The 21,124-nt window shown below is 62.8% G+C and carries 19 protein-coding genes; 13 read left to right on the top strand and 6 right to left on the bottom strand.

Annotated features, from left to right (window positions below; translation table 11 throughout):
• Positions 1-66: 66 nt before the first annotated feature.
• The gene (locus C493_RS18650) at positions 67-1,059 is read left to right on the top strand and encodes an MBL fold metallo-hydrolase (protein ID WP_007261047.1); all 993 of its coding nucleotides are present in this window, start codon (positions 67-69) and stop codon (positions 1,057-1,059) included.
• Positions 1,060-1,328: 269 nt separating this feature from the next.
• On the top strand, positions 1,329-2,102 hold the full coding sequence (locus C493_RS18645) for an SDR family NAD(P)-dependent oxidoreductase (protein WP_007261046.1): 774 nt from the start codon (positions 1,329-1,331) through the stop codon (positions 2,100-2,102).
• A gap of 43 nt (positions 2,103-2,145) precedes the next feature.
• Here C493_RS18645 and C493_RS18640 read toward each other — a convergent pair whose 3' ends face one another.
• Positions 2,146-3,216, bottom strand: a complete 1,071-nt coding sequence (locus C493_RS18640) for an ABC transporter substrate-binding protein (protein ID WP_083912449.1) — start codon at positions 3,214-3,216, stop codon at positions 2,146-2,148.
• 179 nt (positions 3,217-3,395) lie between these two features.
• Here C493_RS18640 and C493_RS18635 point away from each other — a divergent pair, with 179 nt between their 5' ends.
• The 3 genes from C493_RS18635 (at position 3,396) to C493_RS18625 (ending at position 6,578) form a co-directional block, all read left to right on the top strand.
• Positions 3,396-3,848 (top strand): hypothetical protein, encoded by a 453-nt coding sequence (locus C493_RS18635; protein ID WP_007261044.1) that lies wholly within the window; start codon positions 3,396-3,398, stop codon positions 3,846-3,848.
• On the top strand, positions 3,845-4,921 hold the full coding sequence (locus C493_RS18630) for a phosphotransferase family protein (protein WP_007261043.1): 1,077 nt from the start codon (positions 3,845-3,847) through the stop codon (positions 4,919-4,921). The genes C493_RS18635 and C493_RS18630 overlap by 4 nt, the downstream gene beginning before the upstream one ends.
• Before the next feature lie 127 nt (positions 4,922-5,048).
• Entirely contained in the window at positions 5,049-6,578 is a 1,530-nt protein-coding gene (locus tag C493_RS18625; protein WP_007261042.1) for a class I adenylate-forming enzyme family protein, read from the top strand.
• 39 nt (positions 6,579-6,617) lie between these two features.
• Here the strand turns inward: C493_RS18625 and C493_RS18620 are convergent, their stop codons facing one another.
• A complete protein-coding gene (locus C493_RS18620) occupies positions 6,618-7,865 on the bottom strand; it encodes an acyl-CoA dehydrogenase family protein (RefSeq protein WP_007261041.1) in 1,248 nt (415 codons plus the stop codon).
• A 148-nt stretch (positions 7,866-8,013) separates the two neighbouring features.
• Here C493_RS18620 and C493_RS18615 point away from each other — a divergent pair, with 148 nt between their 5' ends.
• Entirely contained in the window at positions 8,014-9,081 is a 1,068-nt protein-coding gene (locus tag C493_RS18615; protein ID WP_007261040.1) for a phosphotransferase family protein, read from the top strand.
• A gap of 25 nt (positions 9,082-9,106) precedes the next feature.
• Here the strand turns inward: C493_RS18615 and C493_RS23945 are convergent, their stop codons facing one another.
• From C493_RS23945 to C493_RS18600, 3 genes are all read right to left on the bottom strand, one after another.
• Positions 9,107-9,625: an acyl-CoA dehydrogenase family protein gene (locus tag C493_RS23945; RefSeq protein ID WP_049889493.1), complete on the bottom strand. Its 519-nt coding sequence runs from the start codon at positions 9,623-9,625 to the stop codon at positions 9,107-9,109.
• Positions 9,592-10,026, bottom strand: coding sequence for an acyl-CoA dehydrogenase family protein (locus C493_RS23940; protein WP_049889492.1), 435 nt, complete (start codon positions 10,024-10,026; stop codon positions 9,592-9,594). Before C493_RS23940 ends, C493_RS23945 begins: the two co-directional genes overlap by 34 nt.
• A gap of 140 nt (positions 10,027-10,166) precedes the next feature.
• Positions 10,167-11,264 (bottom strand): ABC transporter substrate-binding protein, encoded by a 1,098-nt coding sequence (locus C493_RS18600; protein WP_152421206.1) that lies wholly within the window; start codon positions 11,262-11,264, stop codon positions 10,167-10,169.
• Positions 11,265-11,513: 249 nt separating this feature from the next.
• Here C493_RS18600 and C493_RS18595 point away from each other — a divergent pair, with 249 nt between their 5' ends.
• The 3 genes from C493_RS18595 to C493_RS18585 all read left to right on the top strand — a co-directional run bounded on the left by C493_RS18595 (position 11,514) and on the right by C493_RS18585 (position 14,729).
• Positions 11,514-12,533: a TIGR03617 family F420-dependent LLM class oxidoreductase gene (locus tag C493_RS18595; RefSeq protein WP_007261038.1), complete on the top strand. Its 1,020-nt coding sequence runs from the start codon at positions 11,514-11,516 to the stop codon at positions 12,531-12,533.
• A gap of 90 nt (positions 12,534-12,623) precedes the next feature.
• On the top strand, positions 12,624-13,874 hold the full coding sequence (locus C493_RS18590; protein ID WP_007261037.1) for an acyl-CoA dehydrogenase family protein: 1,251 nt from the start codon (positions 12,624-12,626) through the stop codon (positions 13,872-13,874).
• Between the two features lie 63 nt (positions 13,875-13,937).
• Positions 13,938-14,729: an enoyl-CoA hydratase/isomerase family protein gene (locus C493_RS18585; RefSeq protein WP_007261036.1), complete on the top strand. Its 792-nt coding sequence runs from the start codon at positions 13,938-13,940 to the stop codon at positions 14,727-14,729.
• A 64-nt stretch (positions 14,730-14,793) separates the two neighbouring features.
• Here the strand turns inward: C493_RS18585 and C493_RS18580 are convergent, their stop codons facing one another.
• A complete protein-coding gene (locus C493_RS18580) occupies positions 14,794-15,876 on the bottom strand; it encodes an ABC transporter substrate-binding protein (protein WP_083912448.1) in 1,083 nt (360 codons plus the stop codon).
• A 428-nt stretch (positions 15,877-16,304) separates the two neighbouring features.
• Here C493_RS18580 and C493_RS18575 point away from each other — a divergent pair, with 428 nt between their 5' ends.
• The 4 genes from C493_RS18575 to C493_RS18560 all read left to right on the top strand — a co-directional run bounded on the left by C493_RS18575 (position 16,305) and on the right by C493_RS18560 (position 20,604).
• Positions 16,305-17,357, top strand: coding sequence for an ABC transporter ATP-binding protein (locus C493_RS18575; protein ID WP_007261034.1), 1,053 nt, complete (start codon positions 16,305-16,307; stop codon positions 17,355-17,357).
• A complete protein-coding gene (locus C493_RS18570) occupies positions 17,354-18,205 on the top strand; it encodes an ABC transporter permease (RefSeq protein WP_007261033.1) in 852 nt (283 codons plus the stop codon). The genes C493_RS18575 and C493_RS18570 overlap by 4 nt, the downstream gene beginning before the upstream one ends.
• Positions 18,202-18,975, top strand: coding sequence for an ABC transporter permease (locus tag C493_RS18565; RefSeq protein WP_007261032.1), 774 nt, complete (start codon positions 18,202-18,204; stop codon positions 18,973-18,975). Before C493_RS18570 ends, C493_RS18565 begins: the two co-directional genes overlap by 4 nt.
• 84 nt (positions 18,976-19,059) lie before the next feature.
• Positions 19,060-20,604 carry a class I adenylate-forming enzyme family protein gene (locus C493_RS18560; protein WP_007261031.1) on the top strand — a complete coding sequence of 515 codons (1,545 nt, stop codon included), beginning with the start codon at positions 19,060-19,062 and terminating at the stop codon, positions 20,602-20,604.
• Positions 20,605-21,124: the final 520 nt, after the last annotated feature.

Genomic DNA, 21,124 nt, shown 5'->3' with positions numbered 1-21,124 from the left:
GTCCCGACCGACCCGAACCGAGCCCGACGGCGAGCGCTTATATACTCCGCTCGCAAACGACGGTGCATGGAAGAGCCCGATCGAACGCCCGCGAGCGGGATCGAGCGGCGCGTCCATCGACTCGAGTTCACGGTCGAATGGCCGCCGGGACACTCGGCGGCGTACCTCCTCGACGGTGACGAACCGGTCCTCGTCGACGCGGGAATGCCCGGCGACGACGCCAGAAGCGAACTCGCCGCCGAACTGGCCGCCTCCCGATGCGATCCCGGTGACGTCGACCACCTGCTGCTCACTCACGCGCACAGAGACCACATCGGGCAGGTGCGGACGCTGCTCGAGAACGGATCGCCGACCGTGTACGCGCCGCGAGAGATCGCAACCCGGTACGAGCGAGACATAGAGACGGTCGCAGCGGCGACCCGGACGAACCTCGTCGAGGCCGGCGTCGACGACGACGTACTCGATACCGCGACCGAGCGACTCGTCGGATTTCACCGAACCATCCGGACCCTGCTGCCGCTCGAGGCGGTCGACGTCTGGCTCGACCACGGGACGCCCATCGACGTCGGCCCGCTCGAGGTCGAGCCGATCCACGCGCCGGGCCATCACGTCTCGCAGTACTGCTACCGAACGGAACTCGACGGCGAGCGGGCGCTGTTTTCCGGCGACGTCGCGATGGAACCGTTTCGTGCGCCGGCGCTGCTCGTCAACTTCGACGACGGCGTCCGCGAGTCGGTCACGACCTTCCTCGAGTCGCTTCGTCGCATCAGGTCCGCCGACGTCGACCGCGTCTACCCCGGCCACGGTCCGGTACACTCCGAGTACGAGGCCATGGTCGCGCGATCGATCGCGGACATCGAGTCGCGTCTCGAGGAGACCGCCGAGTCGGTCTCGGTCGACGGAACGACGGCGTTTGGCCTCGCGGCCAGCCGAGCGGGGCGAAAACACGATATCGAGCGCCTGCTCGTCGAAACGGTCGGCATGCTCGCCCACCTCGAGACGGAGGGGCGCCTCGACTCGCGACTCGAGGACGGCGTTCGGTACTACGTTCCGGCGTAAGCGCCCCGTTGCCGAATCGGTGAGCTGAGACGGACCACTGTCGGTCAGTTCCGGCATAACCACGACCCGTCCTGCGGTGTCGACGGTTTGTCGACATGGTAGCCGGTACGAGTCTCCGCCGTGTCCGATGGCGGGTCGGCGTCCCATCGGTCGGAGCGAGATTTTATTATCGATGGCATACAACTCAGAACGATGGTAGCAAATCACACGACCTGCAGCGAGCGGTACCGTCCGCGCACCACCCGAGTCGACGAGACGGAGGGGCGCCGATGACGCTCTCGCAGTTCAGCGTCGACGGGAAGACCGCCGTCGTCACGGGATCCTCGAGCGGGATCGGAAAGGCAATCGTCGAACGGTTCGCCGAGGACGGTGCGAACGTCGTCGTCACCTCGCGGGAGGCGGCCAACGTCGAACCGGTCGCCGACGGGATCAACGAGGGCGACGCCCCCGGCGAGGCGCTCGCCGTCGAGTGCGACGTGACGGATCGGGCCGCCGTCGAGGACCTCGTGGAGACGACCGTCGACGAGTTCGGCGGGCTCGATATTCTCGTCAACAACGCCGGCGCGAGTTTTCAGGCGCCGGCGGCCGAGATCAGCGAGAACGGCTGGAAGACGATCGTCGACATCAATCTCCACGGAACGTTCCACTGCTCGCAGGTCGCCTACGAGAAGATGCGAGAGTCCGGCGGCGGCCACATCGTCAACGTCGCAAGCGTCGCCGGCCAGCGGGGCTCACAGAACATGAGCCACTACGGCGCGGCGAAGGCGGGCGTCATCAACTACACGACCTCGGTCGCGGCCGACTGGGCGGAAGACGACGTCTGGGTCAACTGTATCGCACCCGGGCTCGTCGCCACCGAAGGAGTCCGGACGCAGATGGGGATCGACGACGATGCCGACGCAATCGATCGGGCGAGAGCCGACCGGACGATCGGGCGCCCCGAAGAGGTCGCCGATCTCGCGCAGTTCCTCGCCAGTCCGGCGTCGTCGTACATCGTCGGCGAAACGGTGACGATAAAAGGCGTTCCGCGACTCGAGGAGTAACCACCTCGCTCCTCGCGACCAACGTCGAAATCGGTTCGGTCCGTCAACTCTGAATTTCGTTGTGTCGCTGCTCTAGATCCTGCTGTAACGGAACGATATCGGACCAGTCGATCCAGACGAGATCGTCCGGATCCTCCGTGTACTCGGCGCGCTCGGTGATCTCGTCGGGCGGGTCCTCGAGCGGAATGGGATACTTGTGGGCCTGGGTCAGTTCGACGGCGTTGTCGCGTTCGTAGATGAAATTGAGGAGGTCGTAGACTTCCTCTTTCATGTCGCTCTCTTCGACGACGACGAACGCGGTCGACCACGTGATACAGCCCTCTTCCGGAATGACGTACTCGACCGGCTGGCCGTCCTCCTGGAGGTTTTCGGCTCGGCCGCCCCAGCCCTCCGAAACGGCGGCTTGCTCTTCCCGGAGCAAGCGCATGAACTCGTCGCCGGCGGTCCAGTAGGTGAAGACGTTCTGGTGCTGTTCTTCCATCTCCGCGATGGCGTCTTCGTAGAGGTCGTCGTCGTTTGCGGCCTCCGTGATGTCGTATCCGAGACTCGCACACGAGTTGCCGAACCGCGAAACGGCGCTGTTCTGGAGCGTCACTTGCCCGTCGTACTCGTCGTCTTTGATATCGTCCCACGACGAGACGTCGGCGTGTTCGGTGTTGTAGATCAACCCTTGAGTCGAGATGTAATAAAAAATCCCGTAGGGGTTGTCCTCGACGAGCGGTGCGGACTGCCAGTTGTCGGCGACGTTGTCGTAGTTCGGCACCTGATCGAGGTCGATCTCCGCGAAGAGTTCTTCGTCGTGCTCGAGTCGGTTGAGTTCGAACGCCCACGAGACCGGATTCGTGAAGTCGAACTCGTTCGGATTGGCTGCGATGAGTTCGACCATCTCGGTGTCGTCCGCGACTTCCTGGTGGGTCACGTCGATCCCGCTTTCCTCGGACCACTCGGCCATCAACTCTCGCTCGGCGTCCTGTGTGATTCCACCGCGGCTAATGTAGCTGAGCGTGTCGTCGTCGCTTCCGCCGACACAGCCTGCGATGCCGACCCCCACTACCGCTCCGCTCGTCTGTAGTACCTGTCGACGCGTCGATTGGCTATTGGTATCGCCTGCCATACACTACACGATCCATCATTCTCGATCATTAATCTACTCGTTCGTACCCCGCCCACCGAGTCGAAGACCAACCGTGCCATCCAGTGAGATAATTATCACGGAGCACGGGATCGTTGCGGTCCGTCGAACGTGACACCGAGCGAAACTTCTTTTTACGTTCCAATCGATTGTGAGTGATAATGCCACACCTACAGCCGGCGCAGGTCCTCGAGCAGTTCGCATCGTTTCTCCAGGAGGACGTCAGGGCGGAGATCGACGACGAGTTCGTCGACGGACAGGTGGGATCGATGTCGAGTACGATGCGGTATCTCTCCCAGGAGTTGCGTCACAGAGACGAGGTGACGAGCCGACAGCGAGCGTCGCTGCTCGAGGGACTCGAGGCCGTCGACGGACGCTGCGACGAGACGGCCGTCGTCGAGTCGGCCGCGGACGCTCGCGACCGGATCGAGAACGCGTCGGCCAACAGTAACGAACTCGAGACCGTCCTCGTCTCGGCGTGCAACGACGTTCTCGAGACGATCGATGCGGAACTCGAGGGCGACGCGGCCAGAGCGGCACGGGAGCCGCTGTACGACTACCTGCGGGTCCGCGTAGAGGGACAACTCGAGATGCTCGGACGTGATCGGACATGACGCTCGAGATCGACGACATCACGGGCGAACTCGCGCCGTACCTCTCGGGACGGTTGGCCGACGGCGACGTGACGGTGACCGACCTCGAGCGGCACACGGAGGGGTGGTCCCGGCAGACGATGTCGTTTACGGCCAGCTGGACCGACGGCGGCACCGAACGATCGGAGCGACTCGTCGCGCGCGTCGATCCCAGCTACGGCGAGGAGCGAACGTTCGACTACCGCAACGATATCCAGACCGAGTTCGAGACGATGCAAGCGGTGGACGAAGCCGACGTCGACGTCCCCGTTCCGGAGACCTACTGGTTCGAAGCCGATCAGTCGGTGCTCGGCGGTCCGTTCTTCCTGGTTAGCCACCGGCCGGGCACGGCCCCGGTCACCTGGAACCCCCGCGACCGGCAGTCGCTGTACGACTCCTGGGACCGCGAGGGCAAGCCCCTGCCGAACCAGTTCGTCGACGTCATCGCGAACATCCACGAACTCGACGGCGACGACGTGCCCTGCCTCGAGGCGAAGGATCCACAGACGGTCGTCGACGAGACGCTCGACCTACAGCGGCGCAGTTTCGAGGAGATGAACCTCGTCGACGAGCCGGCGGTAAACGAGATCATCAGGTGGCTCGAGGCGAACAAGCCCGAGGTTCCCGAAACGACGCTCGTTCACGGCGATCTGCGCGTCGGAAACATGTTGCTCCACGAGGAGTCGGTCTCCGCCGTGCTCGACTGGGAGATGTCGGCGATCAGCGACCCGATGTTCGATCTGGCGTACTGCTCGCTGAAGTACTTCGCGGGGAAGCTCGTCGATCCGATCGAACGGCCGAACCTGGCGGGGTCGCTCGTCGATCGCGAGTGGTTCTACGACGAGTACGAGAAGCGAACCGGGCGAACGGTCGATCCTGAACGGCTGCGCTACTGGCGGGTGTTCGGCGCGTTCCGAATGATGAACAGCGGCGTCAACGGCGCCTACCGGTACCACACCGGCGAGAGCGACGACGTCCGAACCGCGTGGTTCCAGTACATCGTCCCCGGACTGATCGAGGACATGCTGGACCTGATCGAAGCCGATCGAACCTGACGGCGACGGCTTTCGCAGACACCAGTTCGTCGATGATTCGTCCTCAGTCTCCCGACCGGACGAGTTCGTCCCGCACCGAACCTGTCGAAGGACAACAGCTATCCCGAAGCGTGTCAATTGATGGCATATGGGAGGGCAGACTGTCGGCCACCTGGTACGGCGCAACGCGTGGAAGCACCCGGATCGGGAAGCGACCGTTCACCGATCCGGCGGGCAACGAGTCGCGGAGAGCACGTACGCCGAATTCGAGCGACGAGTAAACCGCGTCGCGAACGGCCTCGCCGATCTCGGCGTCGAGGCCGGCGACACGGTCGCGCTGTACATGAAGAACAACGTCGAAACGCTCGAGTGTTTCGTCGGCGCGATGATTCTCGGCGCGCGCCCGGTCCCGGTGAACCACCGGTTCAAGGGCCAGGAAGTGCGATACGTCCTCGACGACAGCGGCCCCGAGGTCGCGGTAGTCGACGGGTTCGGGGCCGACACGGTCGAGGAGATTCACGACGATCCGCTCGTTCCCGTCGAAACGTTTCTCTACGTTGGCGAGGACCCCCCGGCGTTCGCCGACTCGTACGAGGCGTTCCTCGAGAGCGCGTCCGACGACGCCGTCGACGTCGTTCCCGACCGCAGCGATCAGGCCGCGCTCATGTACACGAGCGGGACGACGGGTCGCCCGAAGGGGTGTCGGTTCACGCACGACAACCTGCTGACGCTCGCGGCCGACGGCGTCTACGAGGGCGACCACCTCGAGCCCGGCAACCGTCACCTGATCGTCACGCCGCTGTTTCACGTCGGCGCGTTCGTTCCGTTCATCACGAACCTCTACGCCGGCGGAACGACGGTCGTCACCGACGGCTTCGATCCGGAGCGCGTCCTGACCCTGCTCGAGGAGGAGTCGATCAACTCCACGTACTTCGTGCCAACCCAGAGCCGAATGCTCCTGTCCGTCGACGACGTCGACGAGTACGACCTCTCGGCGCTCGAGAGCTACGGCACCGGCGCCGCGCCGTCGGGTGCGGAACTCAAACGCGAACTCATCGAGACCTTCGAGACGGACCTCGTCGAAAGTTTCGGCCAGACGGAGGCGCTGGCGACCCGACTCCCGCCCGAGCGGACGCTCGAGAAGGCAGAGAGCGTGGGCCGACCGGCGCTGTCCCTCCGGATGAAAGTCGTCGACGAAAACGGAAACCGGGTTCCCCGCGGCGAAATCGGTCGCGCGGCGTACAAGGGGCCGACGGTGTTCGACGGCTACCACGACATGCCGGAGAAGACCGACGAGGCGTTCGACGAGGACGGCTGGTTCGTCTCGGACGACCTCATCAGACGTGACGAGGAGGGGTTCGTCTACTTCGTCGGCCGAGCGGACGACATGATCGTCTCCGGCGGCGAGAACGTCCACCCGGCCGAAGTGGAGGAGGTCATCCACGAGCATCCCGACGTCGACGAGGTCGCGGTGGTCGGCGTCCCCGACGAGACGTGGGGCGAACGGGTCAAGGCGGTCGTCGTCCCCGGAGCCGACGCGACCGACCTCGACGCCGAGGAGGTCGCCTCGCACGTCGAGGAACGGATCGCCGGCTACAAGACGCCTCGAGAGATCGAGTTCCGCTCGGAACTGCCGCGGAACCCGACCGGGAAAGTGCTCAAATCGGAACTCGCGTAGTCGCCGGCGGGATCCTGGGTCGCGTCGGCGGGGCGAAGCTCAGATGAAATCGAAGAGGTGGCCGGCGACGCGACGCTTCTGGATCTCTTCGGAGCCCTCCGTGATGCGGTACCGGCGGTGGTGGCGATAGATGTGCTCGAAGGGCTTGTGTCGGCTGTACCCGACGCCGCCGTGGACCTGCATCGCGCGGTCGGCCGCCCGGCAGACGAGGTCGTTGGCCTTGTAGTTACACATCGCGACGAGTTGGCTGATCGAGGAGTCCGATTCGGTTACCATCTCGCCCTCGTCGTCCAGGAGACGAGCCGTCTTGCGGATCGTGTTACGGAGCATCTCCGCTTCCGTGTGCAACTCCGCGAGCGGGAACTGGATGGCCTGGCGCGTCGAGAGCGGTTTGCCCCACGTCTCCCGCTCGTTCGCGTAGTCGACGGCCTCGTCGATGCAGAACTGCGCGGCGCCGAGACTCGCCGCGGCCTGCCGGATGCGGTTTTCGTGAACGAAAAACTGCGCGATGTGCAGCCCCTGTCCCTCCTCGCCGAGGATCGCCGAGTCGGGGACGCGGGCGTCGTCGATCGACACTTCCGCGTGGTCGGTCGGCATGTTGAACGTCCACCAGAAGTAGTCGACGTCGAAACCATCGGTGTCCGTCGGCACCAGAAACGCCGTGATGCCGTCGGCGTCGCCGTCCTCGCCGCTGGTCCGAGCGAACACGAGGTCGTACTCCGCGGCGTGCATCCCGCTGTTCCAGCGCTTCGCGCCGTTGATGATCCACTCGTCGCCGTCTTTCTCGGCGGTCGTATCCATCCACGTCGCGTCGCTGCCGTGGTCGGGTTCGGTGAGCCCGAAGGCGACCCCGGTTTCGCCGGTGATGACGTCCTCGATCATCTCCTGTTGCTCCTCGGTGCCGAATCGGAGCAGGATCTGGGGAAAGACGGTGTTACCGACGACCGACGCCTCGTTCTGGAGGACGTTGTGCAGGCCGAGTCCCTTGTGGGCCAGGTGCTCTCGGATCACCGCCATCGCGAAGTTCGATCCGTCGTCGCCGCCGACCTCCTCGGGGAGGGCAAACCGGAAGAACCCCGCCTCGTCGGCGCGCTCTCGCATCTCCTGAAGGAGCTCGACCCACTCTTCGTCCGGTTCGCCGCCCGACTCCCAGTCGGTGCGTGCGTGCTCGCGGCGCTTGTCGAAGTACTGCTCGTGTTCTTCCTCGAGCGGCTTGATCTCGTCGTCGATAAATTCGTCGAGCTCGTCTAGGTATGATTGTAGCTCTTCGGATGGACTGATATCCATGTCGTCAAGATTACTCGTACAGTACCAAAAAATTACCCTCCGCTCCGGTTTCCGACGGCCGACTCGGGTCGATACTCGAGGAAGCCCGGGCGGCGGACACGAGAGATTTTAAGGGTGTACCTGAATGAGACAACCGGAGCTACCCAAGATGTCCGACGAACAGACCGACTACTTCGACCGACTCGTCGATCTCGATTCCCTCGAGGCGTTTCTGACCGACCACCTCGGTCCGGCCGACGTCTTCGAGGTCGACCGCCATCCGGGCGGACACTCGAACGAGACGCTCTTCGTAACGTGGGACGATCACGACCTCGTCGTCCGCCGTCCGCCGCCGGGTGAGACGGCCGATACGGCACACGACGTGATCCGCGAGTACACCGTCCTCGAGGCGCTCCAGGAGACCGACGTCCCCGTCCCGACGACGGTCGTCGCGACCGAGAACGAGGACGTTATCGGATCGGAGTTCTACGTGATGGAGAAGCTAGACGGCATCGTCATCCGCGACGGAGAACCCGACCAGTTCGATTCGCCGGCGGACCGAACGCAACTCGGCACCGAGATGGTCGACACGCTCGCTGCGATTCACACCGTCGACTACGAAGCGGTCGGACTCGAGGAGTTCGGTCGCCCGGACGGATTCACGCAGCGGCAGGTCGACCGGTGGGAACAGCAGTACGAGTGGGCGTTCGAGGTAACGGCCGAAGCACGCGAGATCCCCGAAGTACACGAGCTAACCGAGTGGCTGCAAGCGAACGTCCCGTCGGATCATCCGCACACGCTCGTCCACGGCGATTACAAACTCGACAACGTGATGTTCGGGCCCGAGGCGCCGCCGGAGATCATCGCCGTCCTCGACTGGGAGATGTCGACGATCGGCGACCCGTTTACCGATCTGGGCTGGTACCTCTCCTACTGGCCCGACGAGGACGACGCGACGACGAAAGTCGGTACCGCCGGCGATGCCGAATACCTGCTGCGAGAGGGCTATCACACGCGGTCGGAGCTCATCGAGCGGTACGAACAAGCGACCGGCTACGCCTTCGAGAACGACCGATTCTACCGGGCGTTGGCCTACTACAAGCTGGGCGGCATCGGCGAGATGTTCTTCCGACGCCACCTCGAGGGCAACGCCGACGACGACCACTATCCGCTCATGGAGGAGCGAGTCCCGGAACTGGCTCGAGAAGCGCTGCGCATTATCGACGGCGAGGACTGACGCGGGCGCTCGACCCGCCACCGACTCACTCGCGAAGTTCGCGAACGATCGTCTGTTTCTGCATCTCGTCCGATCCCTCCGTGAGCCGTTTCTCGCGAGTGGTCCGATACCGCGTTTCGATCGGCTCCCGTCGCGAGTAGCCGGCGGCGACGCCCAATCGCGCGTTTCCGTCCACTCCATCGCCTGATAGAATCCCGTGCCTTCGTCTCCCAGAAGCGCCTCCTCGCCGACTCGACACCCATCGAACTCCAGTTCGGCCGGGGCGACCCAGGCGTGACCCATCGGCCGGTGGATGTCGCCGACCGACTCCCGGCGCGTCCGTCTCGACGAGGAAACACGAGATTCCGCCGATCCGTCCCGGCTCGCCGCTCGTCCGGGCGAACACCATCGCGAAGTCGGCGTACGGCGCGTTGCTGATCCACGACTTCCGGCCGTCGATCACCCACTCGTCGCCGTCCGTCTCGGCCGTCGTCTCCATGAACTGCGGATCGCTGCCGGCGTCGGGTTCGCTCAGCGCGAAACACGTCGTCTTCTCCCCGGCCATGAGCGGCTCGAGGTAACGTTCGCGCTGCCGTTCGTCGCAGTTGAGCAAAATCGGCGTCGGTCCGCGCCGGCACCCCGGACCGCGTAGGTGTGGAGTCCGGGCGGGTCATCGGCCAGGTATTCGGCCACGATGGCATCGGTGAGCGCGCTGACGCCCCGGCCGCCGACGGACTCCGGCATGTTCAGCCCCCAGAACCCGGCCTCGGCGGCGCGTTTGCGAATCGTCGCTTTCAACTCGAGATACTCGGGGACCTGTCTAAACCCGTCGTCGAAGATCTCTCGTTCCGAATCCGGGTCGAAAAAGCGCTCGTGTTCGTCCTCGAGCGGCCGTATCTCCGTTTCGATGAACTCCGCTAGCGCCGATTTGAGACGCGTGGCTTCGTCCGGTTCGCTGAAGTCCATACGAGCGGGTCGACAATCAGATGTTTAAAATCATAGTACAGAACGACGAAACCGAGTGGCGGGTTCGCGGTCGAGTCGACTGCGGCCGATTCCGGTCGTCGACCGCTCGAGACGGTACCGATGGTCGAACGAGTGGACCGCTACCCCGCCATCACGTCGTTGACCCGCTCCGAGATTTCGCTGAGGTTCGGAATCATCGAATCCCAGTCGATCCAGAGGAGGTCGTCGGGACTTTCGACGTACTCGAACAGTTCCGTGATGTCGTCTCCCGGATCCTCCATGGCCATCGGATAGTTGTGGGTCGTGCTCAACTCGACGGCGTTTTCGGGATCGTAGAGGAAGTTCAGGAGGTCGTAGACGTCTTCCTGATTGTCGCTCTCCTGGGTCATCACGAAATAGTTCGTGTGCGCGACTGCACCCTCGTCGGGGATGACGTACTCGGTATCCATGCCGTCCTCGTTTAGCACCTGTACACGGCCGCCCCACGCCGAGCACGCGTAGGCTTGCTCCTCTCGCATCCACTGCATGAACTGGTCGCCGGCGTCCCAGTAATTGAAGACGTACTCGTGTTGTTCTTCCATCTCCTCGAAGACGTCTTCGAACATGTCCTCGTCTTCGAAGACTTCGCCGACGTCGTACTCGAGGGCGGCACAACAGTTCCCGAATCGAGTCGGCGGCGACGAGAACAGCGCGATATTGCCATCGAGGTCGTCGTCCTTGAGATCGTCCCATGACGTGATCTCGTCGACGTACTCCCGGTTGTAGCCGATTCCCTGCGAGGACATGTAGTAGAAGATGGCGTCGTCTTCCCCCTCGATCGGCGGCGCCTCCTTCCACTGGTCCTGGACGTGTTCCTCGTAGTTCGGAATCTCGCCCGTATCGATTTCGTCGAACAGTTCGCCCTCGTGTTCGAGTCGCTCGAGCGCCAGGCCGAACTGCGCCGGGTTCGTGAAGTCGAAGTCGCCGGGATTCTCCGCGATGAGGTTTATCATCTCGGTGTCGTCGGCCGCTTCCTGGTGCTGGACGTCGATGCCGCTTTCCTCGCTCCACCGCTCGAACATCTCCCGTTCGGCATCCTGGGTCGTCCCGCCGCGGCTAATATATCTGAGCGTATCGTCGCCGCCGCCGATACAGCCAGCGATCGTGATACCGGAGACCACAGCACCAGTTTGTAACACCCGCCGCCGAGTGATCGGGCGCCCGTCTCGGGAGCCCCGACTCTCGTTATCTAATGACATACACAGTCACGTTTCGGGTGATCCGTATTAAGTTGTTTGAATAATATTAGCGCCTACTCCCAGGGAATTAGATAGCTGCCGAGCGAAGGCCGCCAGTCGAACTGATCGAACGCGCGAGTGGATCCACGCCACAGCCGGCGCTGTGCGTTCCACACCGCGGTTGAGCGGTTCGTAACCGATCGCGTGCGATCGAGAGCGGGGCGCTCAGCGGTACTATTATCTTTCCGTCCGACGATGGTGTAGCCGAACGTGACAGATCTCAAAATCGATACGGCAGTGAAGGGACTGTCGAACGACTCAGCGGAGCTCGCAGCGACGGCGGAATCGTTCGGCTTCGACGGCGTGTTCACGCCCGAGACCGACGAGGATCCGTTGCTTCCGCTCCCGCTCGTGGCCGATCGGACCGACGACATCGACATCGGCACCCGAATCACGACGTCGTTCACCAAGTCTCCGATGGTGTTGGCCTATCAGGCGTGGGACCTGCAGCGGTTTTCCGACGGCCGGATGATCCTCGGGCTCGGAACGCAGGTCAAGGGACACAACGAACGTCGGTTTTCGGTCGACTTCGAGTGGGAGAGCCCGGGCTCTCGGCTTCGCGAAGAGGTCCTCGCCCTCAGACACATCTTCGACGTCTTCCAGGGCAACGAAGACGAACTCGATTTCGACGGCGAGTTCTACCAGTTCTCGCTGATGACCGACGAGTTCAACCCCGGCCCGCTCGAGGCGGGGCCGCCGGAGATCTGGGTCGCCGGCGTCAGCGAGTACATGCTCAAGATGGCCGGCGACGTCTCGGACGGGCTCTGCATGCACGCGTTCAACACGCCGAAATACACCGAGGAGGTCATCGATCCGATGGTCGAGAAGGGCGCCGAAATCGGTGATCGCGATCCAGACGAAGTGACGCTCTCCGCCAGCCCGTTCCTCATCACGGGTGAAACCGAAGAGCAACGCGCCGAGATGCGCCAGGAAGCGAAACAGCGCATCGCGTTCTACGGCTCGACCAGAACCTACCACGACGTCCTCGAACTCCACGGGTGGAAAGACGTCGGAATGGAACTCCACGAGCTCTCGAAAGAGGGCGAGTGGGGCGAGATGACGGAGCTGGTCACGGACGACATGATCGACGCGTTCGCGATCGAGGCCCCGCCGGACGAGCTCGCGGCCGAGATCGAGGACAAATACGGCGGCATCGCCGACCGCATTCAACTCTCCTTCGACGGCAACGAGTACTGGAAAGCGGTTCTCGAGGATCTCAAAAGCGATTGATCGGCGATCGGCCGCTCCGCCCGACATTCGGAAACCGGATAACGTTCCGTAATAGCATAGATTTACAAATGCGCATCTGGATCACGTGGTATGGAGTACCACGACTCCGAGACGGCCCAAGAGGTAGCTTCGCGCGTCGAATCGTTCATGGACGAAGAAGTGATCCCGCGCGAGCGGGAAGCGCTCCGAACCGGCGAGAACATCACCCAAGACGAGATCGAAGAGCTGTGGGAGATGGCGAAAGAGCGCGACCTCTTCGCGCCGCAGATGCCGACGGAGTACGGCGGACAGGGACTGGACTTCCAGGACATGCTGCCGTCGTTCGAGCAGGTCGGACGGTCGCTCATCGGCGCGCTCTCGATTCGGGCGAACGCGCCGCACGAGGGGAACATGCACACCTTGGAGATGGTCGGCACCGAAGAGCAGAAAGAGGAGTGGCTTCGACCGCTCGTCCAGGGCGAAATCTCCTCGGCGTTCTCGATGACCGAACCGATGGGTGGCGGCGGCTCGGATCCGAAGATGCTGCAGACGACGGCCGAGAAGGACGGCGACGAGTGGGTGATCAACGGCCACAAGTGGTGGACCTCCGACGGCGCCGACGCGGATTTCCTGCTGGTGATGGCTCGAACCGACCTCGACGCCCACCCGTACGAAGGGACCTCGATCATCCTCGTTCCGACCGATACGGACGGCGTCAACGTCGTTCGAAACGTCGGTCACCTCGGCGGCCACGGCATCACCGACCGGACCGGCGGCCACGCGGAAGTGAAGTACGAGAACGTCCGCGTTCCCGTCGAGAACACGGTCGGCGAAGAGGGCGCCGGCTTCAAAGTTGCGCAGATGCGACTGGGCGGCGGTCGACTCACCCACTGTATGCGCTACTCCGGGATGGCCCAGCGCTCGCTCGAGATCGCGAAAGCCTACGTTAGCGAGCGCGAAGGGTTCGGCTCGGCGCTGTCCGAAAAGCAGGCGCTGCGACACCGCATCGCCGACGCGGAGACGCGCTTACACGCCGCACGCACCATGTCTCGCCACGCTGCCCGCGAACTCGATCGAAGCGACGCCCGCATCGAAGTCGCGATGGCCAAGAACTTCACCGCCAACGCCACAAACGAGATCATCGACCTCGCGGTCCAGTGTTGCGGTGCGAACGGGATCGGGAAGGATCTGCCGCTGGCGCACTTCTACGAGAACGTCCGGCCGTTCCGCATCGTCGACGGCGCCGACGAGGTCCACCGACGTTCGATCGCGCGGTGGGCCTTCGACGACGTCAAAGAGGAAGAACTCGAGAACGTCCTTCGATTCGACGAGGAGCGACGCGTGGACGCACTCGACGAGTGAGACGCGACGATCCGACCTGAACCGCGAACACGGCAGGCAATCAATCAACGTTTACCCACGATAATGAACGAATTCGACAACTTCAACGTCGAACGAACCGAGACCGGTATCGCGTCTCTCTCGATCGAGAGCGAGTCGGCGATGAACTCCCTGAACGACGGAATGACCGAGGAACTCCTGTGGCTCGGGACGGAGCTCAACGAGGACGACGACGTCCGCTGTATCGTCCTGCGGGGCTCCGACGGCGTGTTCTGTGCCGGCGGCAACATCACGTCATTCGACGAGGACTCGAGCGCGCCGGCGCAACTCCGCCGAGGAGCGTCTTTCCTCAACAACGTCGTCTACCAGCTGAAACGCGGCGAAACGCCGATCGTCACCGGAATCGACGGACCGGCCGTCGGCGCCGGGTTCGCCCTCGCACTGCTGGGAGACATCACCCTCGTCCACGAGGAGGCGTACCTTCAGTACGGCTACCCCGGAGTCGGCTTGACCGGCGACGGATCGGCGACGTACTTCCTCCCGCACCTCGTCGGACTCCAGGAGGCAAAGCGCATCGCGTTGCTCAACGAGCGAATCCCGGCCGACGAGGCCGCGGAGATCGGACTCGTCACGGAGGTCGCGGACGACGAGTCGTTCGACGATCGCCTCGAGGAACTGGCGACCTCGCTCGCGACGGGCCCGACGAAGGCCCTCGGAGCGGTCTCGCGACAGCTCGAGGAGGCGTACGCTCGACAGTTATCCGAACAGCTCGCCGACGAGGCCGAACAGATTGCGACCGCGGCGACGACGGACGACTACGCGGAAGGCGTGAGCGCGTTCAAGGAGAAACGAGAGCCCGACTTCGTCGGCTACTGACCGGGTCGGCGTCCGGCCGACCAGATCTCGCCGCGCCTCGATGTCGCCGAATGGGAGACGGAAACTACTCGGCTTTGATGTCGTTCCAGTTCTGCTCGATTTCGTCCAGGTGTTCGAAGACGAGCTGGAAGTCCATCCACAGCAACTCGTCGGGATCCTCCACGTACTCGAGAAGCTCCGTGAGTTCCGCCGGCGGATCCTCGAGCGGCGTCGGATAGTTGTAGTTCAGCGAGTGCTGAACGGCGTGTTCGGGCTCGTAGTACCAGTTCAGGAAGTCGTAGACGGCGTCTTTGTTCTCGCTCTCCTCGGTCACCACCATGAAGCTCGAAAACGACGGCGTTCCCTCCTCCGGAATCGTGTAGTCGACCGGGTAGTCGTCCTCCTGGAGCTGCTCGATACGGCCGCCCCAGGCGGTAGTGAAGGCGGCCTGGTCCTCTCGGAGCAATCGCATGAACTCGTCGCCGCTGGCCCAGTAGGTGAACACGTTCTGGTGTTGTTCGCGCAACTGATCGTACACCTCGTTGCGAAGCTCCTCGTCGGCGAGCGCTTCGTTGACGTCCAACCCGGCGTGTGCTGCACCGACGCCGAACCGGGCGTACGAGATGTCCGAAAAGGCGACCTGATCCTCGTACTCGGACTCGAGCGTCACATCCCACGAGGTCGGCTCTTCGTCGACCATCTCGGTGTTGTACGCGAGTCCGTGCGTCGAGATGTGATATGCCAGGCCGTCGTCGTGGCCGTCGATTGGCGGTGCCGACTGCCACTCGTCTTGCACGTGTTCTTCGTAGTTCGGGATCTCGCCGTAGTCGATCTCGGCGAGCAGTTCGTCGTCGTGTTCGCCGCGAGCCAGCCCGAGGCCCGAGGCCGAAAAGTTGGTGAAGTCGATCGACCCGGGGTTCTCCGCGATCAGTTGAATCATCTCCTGGTCGCTCGGCGCCGACTGGTGTTCGACGGTGATGTCGCTCTCTTCGGTCCACTCCTCCATGATCTCCCGTTCCGCCTCCTGTGTCGATCCGCCACGCGAGAGGAACGTGATCGAGTCGCCGTCTCCGCCGAGACACCCCGCGATGGAGAGCCCAACGGCGCTAGCGCCTACCTGAAGTACTCGACGCCTGGAGCTACAGCGAATGGAATCGTTACTGTCCATGATACACCCTATCATATTACATGGTAAAACGCTTTCTCCCGTGTTCGTTGCCCCAACTCACGTCACTGCTGACCGGCGATCGGCCCGTATGCGGCACTTCTCACCCGATCGTCCGAACCTACTCGAGGCTCGACCGACGCGTCGCGTCGTAGAAAATATCTGCACCAATATTGTCAGTTCATACACAAAATGATTAATACAGGAGGACGGGTTTACAGTGAGATATGTGTGCTGCTATCCCGTCACATCCGCCATCGCGTCGGCCATTTTTTGGACCGGAGGCCGATGAAACGGGAACGCAACCCCCGATCAGTGCACATACTGTGGGTGAATCGTTCGCTACGAACCGCCGATGAGAGCGGGCCACAGAAACCAACACAAGCCAACAACCGATCGGGCCAACACCACACCACCGAAACCACACAAATATGTTAGAAGTCAAAAACCTCACGAAATACTACGGCGACTTACTCGCCGTCGACGACGTTTCGTTCCGTATCGAAGAGGGAGAGTTCGCCACGCTACTCGGACCGAGCGGCTGTGGGAAGAGTACGACGTTACACGCGATCGCGGGGCTTATCGACGCGTCGTCCGGTTCGGTCCACCTTCGTGGAAAAGACGTCTCGGACGTTGCGCCGTACGAACGAAACATCGGGTTAGTGTTCCAGCACTCGGCGCTGTTTCCCCACATGACCGTCGAAGAGAACCTCAGGTACGGCCTGAAGATGCAGAACTTCGACGGCGATCACGACGATCAGGTCCAGAAGTACCTCGAGATGGTCCAGATGGCCGATCACGCCGATCACAAGCCCGACGAACTCAGCGGCGGGCAGCAACGCCGCATCTCGTTCGCGCGAGCGCTCGTTTACGAACCCGACATTCTCCTCCTGGACGAACCGCTGACGGGACTCGATCGCGTGCTCCGGGAGGACATGCGAAACGAGATTCGATCGATCCAACAGGAGGTCGACGTGACGACGCTGCACGTCACGCACGACCAGTCCGAAGCGCTCTCGATGTCGGACCGGGTGATCGTCATGAACGACGGCCGAAAGGAACAGGTAGGGCATCCGACCGAACTCTACGAGCGACCGGAGACGGAGTTCGTCGCGGAGTTCCTCGGCCAGTCGACGAAGTTCCAGGGAGAACTGGTCGACTCCCCCTCCCCGATCGTTCAAGCGGGGTCGCGGGAGATCCACGTGAAGACGAACGGCCGCTTCGACCCCGCCGACGGCGAGGAAGTATCGACGTACATCAGGCCGGAAGAGATCACCGTATACCGATCGCCACAGGCCAACGGGGACGTCAACACGTTTACCGGAACAGTCAGAGACATCGAGTATCTCGGTCACCGCGCCGAACTCGAGATCGAACTCGGCGACGGAACGGTAGTGACGGCGTTTAGCCAAACGTCCGACGAGTTGGACATCGACGACGAAGTAGCGGTCCAATTCGATCCAGAGAAGGTGATCTGCGTATGAATCTCGGGACCGTTCGACTGCCGGAGATGCCGTCGTTGTCGATGCTGCGCGATCGATCGACGGCGAAGCTACTGATGGCGATCGGCCTCGGCTGGCTGACGATCTTCTTTATCGTTCCAGTTGTCGTCTTGCTCTTCGAGAGCCTGAACTTCGGCGAGGGATCGCTGCTGGAGAACTACAGCACGGCGCTGAGCGGAACGTACCTCCGAACCCTCGGCCGAACGATGGCGTACGCGTTCATAACGACCATCGTCTGTCTCGTCCTGGCGTACTGGATCGCCTACTACATCGCCTTTAAAGCCAAGCGACAAATGCTGATGCTCGGATTCGTCCTGCTGCCGCTGTGGGTCGCGATCATTATCCGGTACTTCGGCGTGTCGCTGTTCTTCCTGCCGACCGGCCCCGTCCAGCAAACGTTCGGAACGGACTTCGGGGTTCTCTTCTCGACGACCGGCGTTATCGTCGGGCTCACGAGCGCGCTACTGCCGTTCGCGATTCTCCCGATATACAACTCCCTGCAGTCGATCGACGAGGAGCTCATCAACGCCTCGCAAGTGCTCGGTGCGAGACCGATGTCCACGCTTCGGACGGTCATCTTCCCGCTGAGCCTGTCCGGCGTCATCGCCAGCGCACTGTTCGTCTACATTCTCGCCGCCGGTTCGTTCCTCGCACCGGCGATTCTGGGCGGTCCCGGCGACTTCATGATGGCGAACGTCATCGAACAGTCGTTCTCGTACAGCATCCCGCTGGCAGCGGCGCTTTCGGTCGTCTTCACCGTGGCCCTGCTGATCCTCATCGGGATATTCAACCACTACGCGAACATCTCGGAGGTGCTTGGTGACCTATGACGGAACTCAGGACGCGACTGGCGTTTTACCCCGCGATCGTACTGGTTTACGCGATACTGCTCGTCCCGCTCGTGATCGTCATCGCGACGTCGTTGACCGTGCAATCGGCACCGACGATTCCGACCGACGGGTTGACGCTCGATTGGTACGTCTCGCTCTTCCAGAATCAGCGGCTCATCGACGCGATGATCGTGAGTACGATCGTCGCCTCGGCGACCGCCGTCGTCGCCGGTATCGTCGGAACGATTACCGCGTTCGGCTTCGTGCGAGCCGAGGTGCGGATGAAAGAGACGTTCGCGACGCTCATGCTACTGCCGCTGATGATCTCCCCGGTGATTACCGGCGTCGCATTCCTCCGATTCGGCGGCCTCCTCGCGATTCCGCGAGGCTACCCGCAGATCATCCTCGCACACTCGATACTCGCGCTCCCGTTCGTATTCCTCATCGTTCGGTCCAGGCTGTTGACCTTCGACGAACGCCTCGAGGACGCGTCGATGATCATGGGAGCGAACCGGTTGGAGACGACGTTCAACGTCACGATTCCGGTCATCGCGCCGGCGATGATCGCCGGAATGCTGATCGCGTTCGTCATCTCGTTCGGCGAGTTCACGGCGACACAGTTTCTCGTCACGCCGAGTACGACGACCGTTCCGATCATCATCTTCAACCAGATTCAGACCGGCCTCAGCCCGGAGATCAGCGCCCTCGCGACGACGCTCGTTGCAATTATGATTATCGTGAGCGTCCTCGGTGACCGGATCAGCAGCTGAGCACGGTCGACTCGCCGCTTTTCCGCTTTGGTGTTCGGTGAGCGGTAGTTTCACATTGTCTCGTGGAGAGTGTCATTCGTAGGCATGGAACGGACCGACTTTCAAGACGTGGCCACCGGTAACGCCGGTGCACTCCACGACGTCACGGCGGCAGAGCGCGGCGACGAGCCGGCGATCAAAATGGGCGAGCGGACGCTGACACACGCCGAACTCCGCGATCGATCCGCGGCCTTCGCCGGCGGACTGGCCGAACGCGGGATCGAACCCGACGACAGGCTGTTGCTTTACGTCCCGAACTGTCCGGAGTTCCTGATCGCGTTCTTCGGCGGTCTCAAAGCGGGCACGCCCGTCTCGCCGGCCAATCCCCAGTACCGGTCGCGGGAACTCGAACACCAGCTCACCGACTCGAACGCGCAGGTGATCGTGACGCACGAACAGTTACGCGACGTCGTCGAGGAGACCCTCGAGGCGACCGGGGCCGACCCGCTGGTCGTCACCGTCGGAGACGCCCGCCCGGACGACGTGCCGTTCGAAGCGGTCGACGGCGACCCGATCTGCGTCGACCGCGCGGACGACGACATCTCCACGCAACTCTACACGAGCGGCACGACGGGAAAGCCGAAAGGCGTCCTCTCGACCCACAAGAACCTCCGAACGCAGGCGTTCGCGGGACTGACCACCGGCGTCGACGAGCCGGACGACGAACGGGTGCTCGTGAGTCTGCCGCTGTACCACACGACCGGCGTCTACCACTGCACGTGGCAACCGCTGATCAAGGGCGGGTGCGTCTATCTCCGCGACCCCAGCGAGTGGGATCCGGCCGACGCGATGGCGGCGATCGAAGAACACGAGATCAGCGCGTTCAACGGCGTCACCGCGATGTTCGTCGACATGATCAACGACGACTCGTTCGGCGAGTACGATCTCTCGAGTCTCGAGTCGGTCGGCGAAGGCGGGGCGAAGATGTCCGTAACGGTACAAGAGGAGTTCGAGTCGGTCGCGGGCGTCGATATGTACGAGGGGTACGGGCTGACAGAAACCAGCGGCGCGACCCACGCGGGCCACGACTCCACGTTCGGGCCGCGACTGGGAACGATCGGACAGCCGTTCCGGATGACCGACTGCAAGATCGTCGACGAGAGCGGCGACGAGGTCGAACCCGGAGAGGAGGGCGAGCTACTGATTCGCGGCCCGCACGTGATGAAGGGATACCACAACCTCCCCGAGGAGACGGACGCGGCGTTCGACGAGAACGGCTACTTCCGTACGGGCGACATCGCTCGCTGCGACGAGGACAACTACTACGAGATCATCGACCGGGCGAAAGACGTCATCGTGACCGCGGGCTACAACGTCTACCCGAGCGAGGTCGAGGATCTGCTGCGAGAGCACGACGCCATCGCCGACGTCGCCGTCGTCGGCGTCCCCGACGAACGGCGAAACGAGGTCCCGAAGGCGTTCGTCGTCCCGGCGCCGAACGCGACCGTCGGCGAGGACATCACGGCCGACGACGTCAGGGACTTCTCGCTCGACAACCTCGCGGCCTACAAGCACCCCCGCAAGATCGAGTTCATCGACGAACTCCCGCGGACGGCGAGCGGAAAGGTACGAAAGATTGAACTCGAGTAACGCAGGTTCGGTTCCGTCGCAGAGAGGAGGTCAGCGTCCCGTTTGCGCTACTGTACTCGTTTTCGGGAGGCAGCACTCACGGCCACGGTCGGTTTTCAACCACTGACGCGTACGCGTTCGTCTCGAGCCGTCGCCGTCCGACAGCCCGTTGCGTTACGTTCCGATCCAGTCTCTCGTGGAACGGCGTTTCAGTTCGGATAGAATGGGTATTCGTCCCCCAGAGCTGTCCGCCCACCACAACTATAACACCCTTAGGGTGTTACCATAACAGACAGAGATTTTGTGTGAGACTGTGTACCAAAGTGTATCTCACACCCACACATCGCGAAAGGCGAATCGGTGCGGGAAGCCGGGGCGACCGTGACCCGACCCTGTCCGAGGTGAAACCTACCCACCCGTGCGGATACAGCCGTCCTGGCGGCTGCTACGGACTACTGTCGGTCAGTCCGTCCAGAGCGCGAGCCGTCCTGCGGGCGAGACATCGGTACAGCAGACCGTCCGAAAGAGACCGACATTATTA

Origin of the sequence: Natronolimnohabitans innermongolicus JCM 12255 (genome assembly GCF_000337215.1) — an archaeon.
Classification (GTDB): Archaea; Halobacteriota; Halobacteria; order Halobacteriales; family Natrialbaceae; genus Natronolimnohabitans; species Natronolimnohabitans innermongolicus.
Note: the sequence above shows the minus strand (reverse complement) of the source record. Positions and strands in the feature narration are given on the sequence as shown.